This is a genomic window from Nevskiales bacterium, from assembly GCA_035574475.1.
Lineage (GTDB): Bacteria > Pseudomonadota > Gammaproteobacteria > Nevskiales > DATLYR01 > DATLYR01.
This window is the reverse complement of sequence record DATLYR010000010.1, coordinates 1-6,243: the sequence shown is the minus strand read 5'-3', so window position 1 is coordinate 6,243 and position 6,243 is coordinate 1. Positions and strand designations below refer to the sequence as shown.

The following is a 6,243-nucleotide window of genomic DNA, read 5'->3' as shown; positions in this document are numbered from 1 at the left end:
GCCACCGCCACTGCCGCCCGGTGTGGTGTTGCCGTAGCTGTCCACTGCGCTGGCACTGACTCCCGTCGGGCAGGCACCGGGAATCGAATAGCTCGCCTGCAAGCCGCTGATCGTGGCGCTGTCGTCGCTGCCGATCGGTGTGCCGCCAAGGCTGAACGTCACCGTCGCCGCGCGCACCGGCGCCGGCTGGTTGGCCGGAACGTAAGGATCGATCACGCGGTAGTTGTCGGGCCGCGGCGTGTAGCTCAGCGTGACCTCGCAGTTGCCGTTGTTGCTCGCCGGCGAGGAGATCTGCAGGGTCGACGAGATGGACACGGTGAAGCTGTCCGAGGTCAGCGTGTACGGCGTCTCGCCCGCCTGCAATGCCTGGCCGGAAACCACGAAGCGGTAATTGCCCGTCGGCCAGTCCTTCGGCGCCTCGAACTCGACCGTCCACAGATGCCGCGCGCTGACCAGGCGGTACTTGAGATGCATCTCGAAGAAAGTGTCCAGCGGCTCGCCGTTGGCGCGTGTGACCGCTGCCCAGATGCCGGGCGTGGTTTCGCGCTCCATCAACACGCTCGGGAAATCGAGCACCGGATCGCCGCCTTCGAATACGAAGCGGGTGGCCTCGAAGCGACGGATGTCGGAGGGCTGCTCGACCACGGCACCCGGCAGCAGCGAAGGCGTCACCGGCGCTGGCGGCGTGGCCTCGTACAGCTGCTTGTACAAGCCGTAGTTGACCTGGAACTCATGCGGCGGCGGCGCGCTGCCCTCGTCCAGCGCTTGCAGCAACGCGCGACTGACATCGAGGAAGCGCTGGCCCTGTTTCCAGCCCCAGAACGTGGTCGTGGATTCGGCGCCGCCGAACGTGGCCCAGTCCACTTCCTCCGGCGGCAGGATGTAGCCGACGTGGTCGCCGGCATAGCCCCAGACGAAGACGTCATCTCGCGCATGGCCAAAGCCTTCGGCCATGTCGAGCAGGCGCACGCCGTACTCGACCAGCGGCTCGCCCGGCTGCGCCAGCAGCTTCACCGCGCCGATCTGCGCCGCGTAGAGGATGCTGTCCTGCGGATAGAAGGCGCCGTTCTCGGCCACGCCGTTATCGGCCAGGTCCACCGGATCCGGCGGCGGCGAGGGCAGGCAGAACGGGTTCTTCACCGGCAGGCCGGTCTGGTCGTAGCCGGGGATGTCCTTCACGCCGACGTCGGCAAAGGGCACGGCGATGTCGTTGCCGCACTGGCCCGCGCCCCAGGGATAGGGATACTCGTGGGCGGCGTAGCCCAGGCGCTCGCGGTTGAGAATCAAGCGCTGCGACACGCTGCGCAGATCGGGTGCGGTCTGGATGTTCTGCGCCGGGATGGCCTCGGCAATCGCCTTGACCTGCGGCGCCAGACGCCGGCCGTAGCTTTCGATGCGCTGCAGCTTGTTGTCGTTGCTGACGCCGCGTGGGCTGACGTCGCCGCCCACGCTCTGCACCAGCATCGCCACCGGGATATTCATCAGCTGCTCGGTCTCGCGCTCGACCGCGCCCAGCACGTCGCCGGAGAAATACTGGTTCTCGACGTCGAAGGCGATGCCGTGCGCGGCCCAGTTGATCACCACCGCGCGTGGCTCGCCGGTGGCGGCATCGTCCACCCGCAGCACGCCGATGCGGCGCCGCAGCGCGTCATTCTTATCGATGTCATAGCTGGCCAGGCGACCGCGCCGATAGCCGTTCAGTCCCTCGATCTCGGTGCCGCTGCCATGACCGATGCGGGCGGGCTTCATGTCCTCCAGCGCCGCCACCACCACATCCGCCAGCTGCGGGACCATGCGCCGGTACAGGTCGTGCTGATAGGCGTCCATCGCCAGCCAGAAGTAGCGCGTGGAATGATTGGCCACCGCGCCCGGACCGTCGTGTGTGTGCGTGGCCGACATGATCAGGCCGTCGCCCAGCTCGATGCCGGTGCGCCGCCTGACCTCGGCCTTCACGTCCTGCACCACCTCGTCGAGCATGCCGATCAGGTCGGTCTTGACCAGCACCAGGTAGTCATGGCCGTCGTGCAGCGCCACCGCCTTGGTGATGAGCGAGTCGTAATAGCCGCGGCTGGGCGGCGAGTAGGTGGCATAGGGCGAGTGAATCGCGCGCAGCTCGTCCGGCAGCGGCACCAGCGGCGGACAGCTTTCCGGATGCTCGGGATCGCAGCCGTCGGCCATGGCCGGGATGTTGTCGGCCAGCTCGCCGACCGGATCGGGCCCGATGTATTCGCCGCCGACCGGCGGCCGCAGATAGCCGCCGAGCGGCGCGCCCACCGGCACCTTGAGCACGCCCCTGGCCACGCCGGCCATGAGCGGTTCGGGCGCCGGATTGTCGACGGCCTCCGCACCGGGCGGCGTCAGCGCCAGGCCGGCCAGCTGGCCGAGCTGCTGCGCGGCGACCGGCAGCAGGTCGGCCACGAACTGCTGCGCACCGCCGAACACGGCGTTGAACGCGCCCAGCACATTGCCCTGCCCCAGCTGCCCCAGCGCCGCGAGAAGCGCATCGCCCCAGCGCTCCAGCGCGCCGAGCAGCCCGCCGGCCACGTCGCCGCCGCCGCTGCCGGGCCGCGGCACGACCACCGCCTGCAGCGGCGCGCGCACCACGTTGGCGTAATGGTCGCCGACATTGCGCGGCCGCTCGGTCGGCACCATGAACTGCCACTGCTGGCCGTCGATCTCGGTGAGCGGCTTGCCCTCGACGAACAGATTGTCCGTGTCGTGCGTGGCGAAGTAATGGATGCCGTGCGCGCCGTGCGCGCCCTGGCGCTGCAGGCAGTCGGCGAAGGTCTTGCCGCTGTGGTCGAGGGGACGCCCGGCGCGTGCATCGTAGGCCTGCGGCACCTTGCCGCCGTTCCAGGTGTAGCTCTCGCCCGGCCAGGGCCGCGGTACGGGATCGTCGCCGGTGCCGTCGTCGAGGCAGGCGTCGTCGCGGTAGTACGGCACCACCAGCGGGTTGGCCAGCGAGGTCGGGCCCTTCAGCTCGAACAGATAGACCAGCGAACCGCTGCGGCCCTTGCCGGACACCTGCTCCCAGTTGTTGAAGGCCAGCGGCAGGTTGAAGCTCGGGTCGGCGGCGTCGAAGAACGCCGGGCACAGGCCGGTCGGCCCCGGCGGCTGCAGGCCATCGGGCGTAATGCACTGACCAGCCACCGGCACGATGCCGTCCACCTGGCCGACGTCGTCGTTCACGCCGTCGATCGGCACGCCCTGCGGGCGCAGCGCGGTGAAATAGCGGCCGGCCGGCACGTCCTCGCCCGGTGCCGGCAGCATGGCGCTGCGGTTGTAGTCCCAGCTGGTGTACAGACCGTCCGGCGGGATGGGATGCACACGCACGCGGTAGCGGTAGGTGATGGCGTCGCGGTAGAAGGTCTCGGTCTTGGTGACGTTGGTGCCGGAGTCGGCGCCCCAGACCTCGCGGATGCAGCGCACCGGCCCGCAGCGTTCGCCCAGCAGCGTGGAGTTGGCCTCCCAGTTGACCTGCTCGTCCTCGAAACCGACCAGCGAGAGGGTCGAGTCCGGTGACTGCTGGAAGGCGCGGCCCTTCCAGCGGTCGATCAGGTCTGGCCCGAGCAGCAGGGCATTGTCCGGATCGCGGATCTGCAGTTCGCGCACCATCCAGCGGCCCGAGGCATACCAGCGGTAGGTGTCGGTGCTGACGGTGAGACCGTCGCGCGGGAAGCGGTCGTCGGATTCGCGGCGCGCGGTATCCACCGTCGTCGGCCCGCTGCCGCAGCCCTGCGCCGTGTAATACACCGGGCCGCGGCGGTTGGGGCCGTAGCCGGTATTGCTGGTGCCGATCTTCTCCGGGTCGTCGTCGCAATAGGCGCGCCGGTCGATCCACTGGTCGGCGTTGTCGTCGCGCTCGTACTGGACATAGTGGCGCTGCCCGGCGAAGGCCGAGGTCTTGCCCGGTTTCTTCAGGCCCAGGTAAACGAAGCGCGGCGTGGCCGGGTCGAGCGGGTCGGCCAGCACCACTTCCTGCAAGCCACCGGCGGCGTCGAAATCGGCATCGCCGGTGGGCAGGGCCTGCGGCGGCGCCTGGCTGGTGCCGGCGTCGCGCGCCATGAACACCACTTCGTCGTCATGGTCCAGGCCGGTGACCGGATCCGGCGTGGCGGCCGGATACTCGGCGTTGGGGCCCTCGCCGCCGGCGTTCCACTTCTCGCTGTCCCACTGGTAGGTCAGCTCCTCGTCGGTGCCCGAGTAGGTGGAGAAGTCCGAGGCCGAATTGGCCAGGAAGTGCGGGAACTTCTGGTCCACCTGCACCGGGATCTCGACGAAGCCGCCGTTCTCGTATTTATAGGCGGCGATACGCGCCACCTCCACGCCCATCGGCGCGCCGGGCAGCGGGTAAACCATCTGTCCGTTGTGCGCGCTGCGCCCGCCGTTCTTCTGCAGCGATGCCGGCAGGAACTCGCCGGTCGTGGCCGCGCCCGACGGATAGGGATAGGGCAGGCCTTGCGCTGCCGGCACCGACCAGGCGGGGATGCGCTCGCCGGTCAGCACCACCGGCTCCACCTCGCGCGCCGCCGACAGCGCCTGCTCGACCACCGCCTGCGGCTCGTCCTGCAGGCCGATCAGCGTCGTGCCCGGATTCTGCGGGTCGAGGCCGCCGGCCACGCCGGCGAGGTTTTCGATGAACTCCGTCACCGCGGCGACCAGCTGCCCGCCGGCGCCCGCCGGGTCGCCCGACACCAGCGCCACGACCACGCCGTGCAGGCGCGCGAAGTACTGCGCGAGGGCGCCGAGCAGGCCGTCGCCGTAATCCGGCTGTGCGGCCGCGACGCTGCCGCCCGGGCCGAACCAGATCGGCGCGGTAACGATCCAGTAGTTCTGGTCGCTGCCGCAGGCCGGCGTATTGTCGGCGTCCGGTGCGCAGGCGACCACGAAATACCAGTCCTCGCCGCTGGCCGGGGCGCTGACGCCGCGCGTACCCATGAAGCGGCCCTCGGCGCCGGCGCTGCCCAGCTCGATCGGCGCGGCCTGGCCGCCCGTGGTGTTGCTGATGAGCGCCACGCGCGTGCCGGCCGGCACGCCGCGGATATCCACGTGCAGCACATGCGCGCCGGGGTCCCGGAGGATCGAACCCAGCGGCGCACCCTCCTGCAGGCTGGGACCGTCGGCCCAGTAGTACACCTCGGGATGGGTCGCGCGGCCCCCGGTGCCGCGCTCGATCACCGCATCCTGCAGCGACACCGTGCGGCGGTTCTTGAAGGCCCAGTAGTAATCGCGCGGGCTGCGGCCGCGGGTCAGGATCAGGGTCTTGTCCTGGTCGTGCGAGGACCAGTTGCGGCCGTGCTCGTCCTCGGCCGCGACCGGCCCGACGTGCCAGCCCTTGTCCAGCGCCTTGACGTACCACTCGATGTCGTCGCCGCCGTTGACCTCGATGCCAACGACGTTCCGGTCCACGTCCGGGATGTACTCGAGATCGTTCCAGTTGGAACCGCCGCGCGTCTGCTGCAGCAGTTCGTTGTGCGGCTGGCCGCCGTCGAAGGGCGTGAGCTTGGGATCGCCGCCCGGATGGTTGAAGGTCACCAGCGCGTCGGCGCCGCCGCCCTGCGCCACCGGCTTGCGCAGCCAGTTCCAGAAGAAATCCATCGAGACGTAGCTGCCGTCCACCTTCACGTTCACGACGTTGGTGGAGAAGTACACGTTCAGATGGTTGTAGTAGTCGTTGGTCCACTCGAAGCCGCGGATGCCGGTGAAGCCGCCGGCCGGGTCTTCGTCGTAGCTGGACTCCTGCATGGCCTGCTCGAGCGTGGCCTGCCACTTGAAGTAGTGATGCGGATCCTGGGCGTGGTTGCAGTCGAGCAGGGTGGTGGGCGACAGGCAGGCGGCGCTGGTGGTGATCGGCAGCTTCTCGTTGTCCGAGTGCTCGGACGAAAACATGAAGTCCAGCTTCACGCCCTTGCCGGTCCCGTTGACGCCGGTGCGGCCGGCGCGGAAGTAATCCGCCGGGATGGCCTCGGGATCGCCGTCCGAGTAGGAGCTGTGCTCGTGCACCGCGCCGACCGCGAGGAAGAATGGCCGGTCCGGGCTGGGATCGCTGTCGGTGGCGTACCCGGTCGGGCCATGCGCGAACATGGCGTGGTCGCAGACGCCCGGCAGGAACTGGTAATCGCAGAGCTGGCGCACGACGTTGACCGCGCTGCCCTGCGCGAAGCAGGCCGGGTCGGGCCCGGTGGCCGGGTCGGTGCAGCCCGTGCCGGCCGGGGCCGGCGCCACCTCGTCGCCGTCGTCGAC

At 69.6% G+C, this 6,243-nt stretch carries 1 protein-coding gene; it reads right to left on the bottom strand.

Annotated elements, in window-relative coordinates; translation table 11 throughout:
• Positions 1-6,243 (bottom strand): neutral/alkaline non-lysosomal ceramidase N-terminal domain-containing protein (locus VNJ47_00520; GenBank protein HXG27317.1); only part of this gene is annotated, 6,243 nt, incomplete at both ends.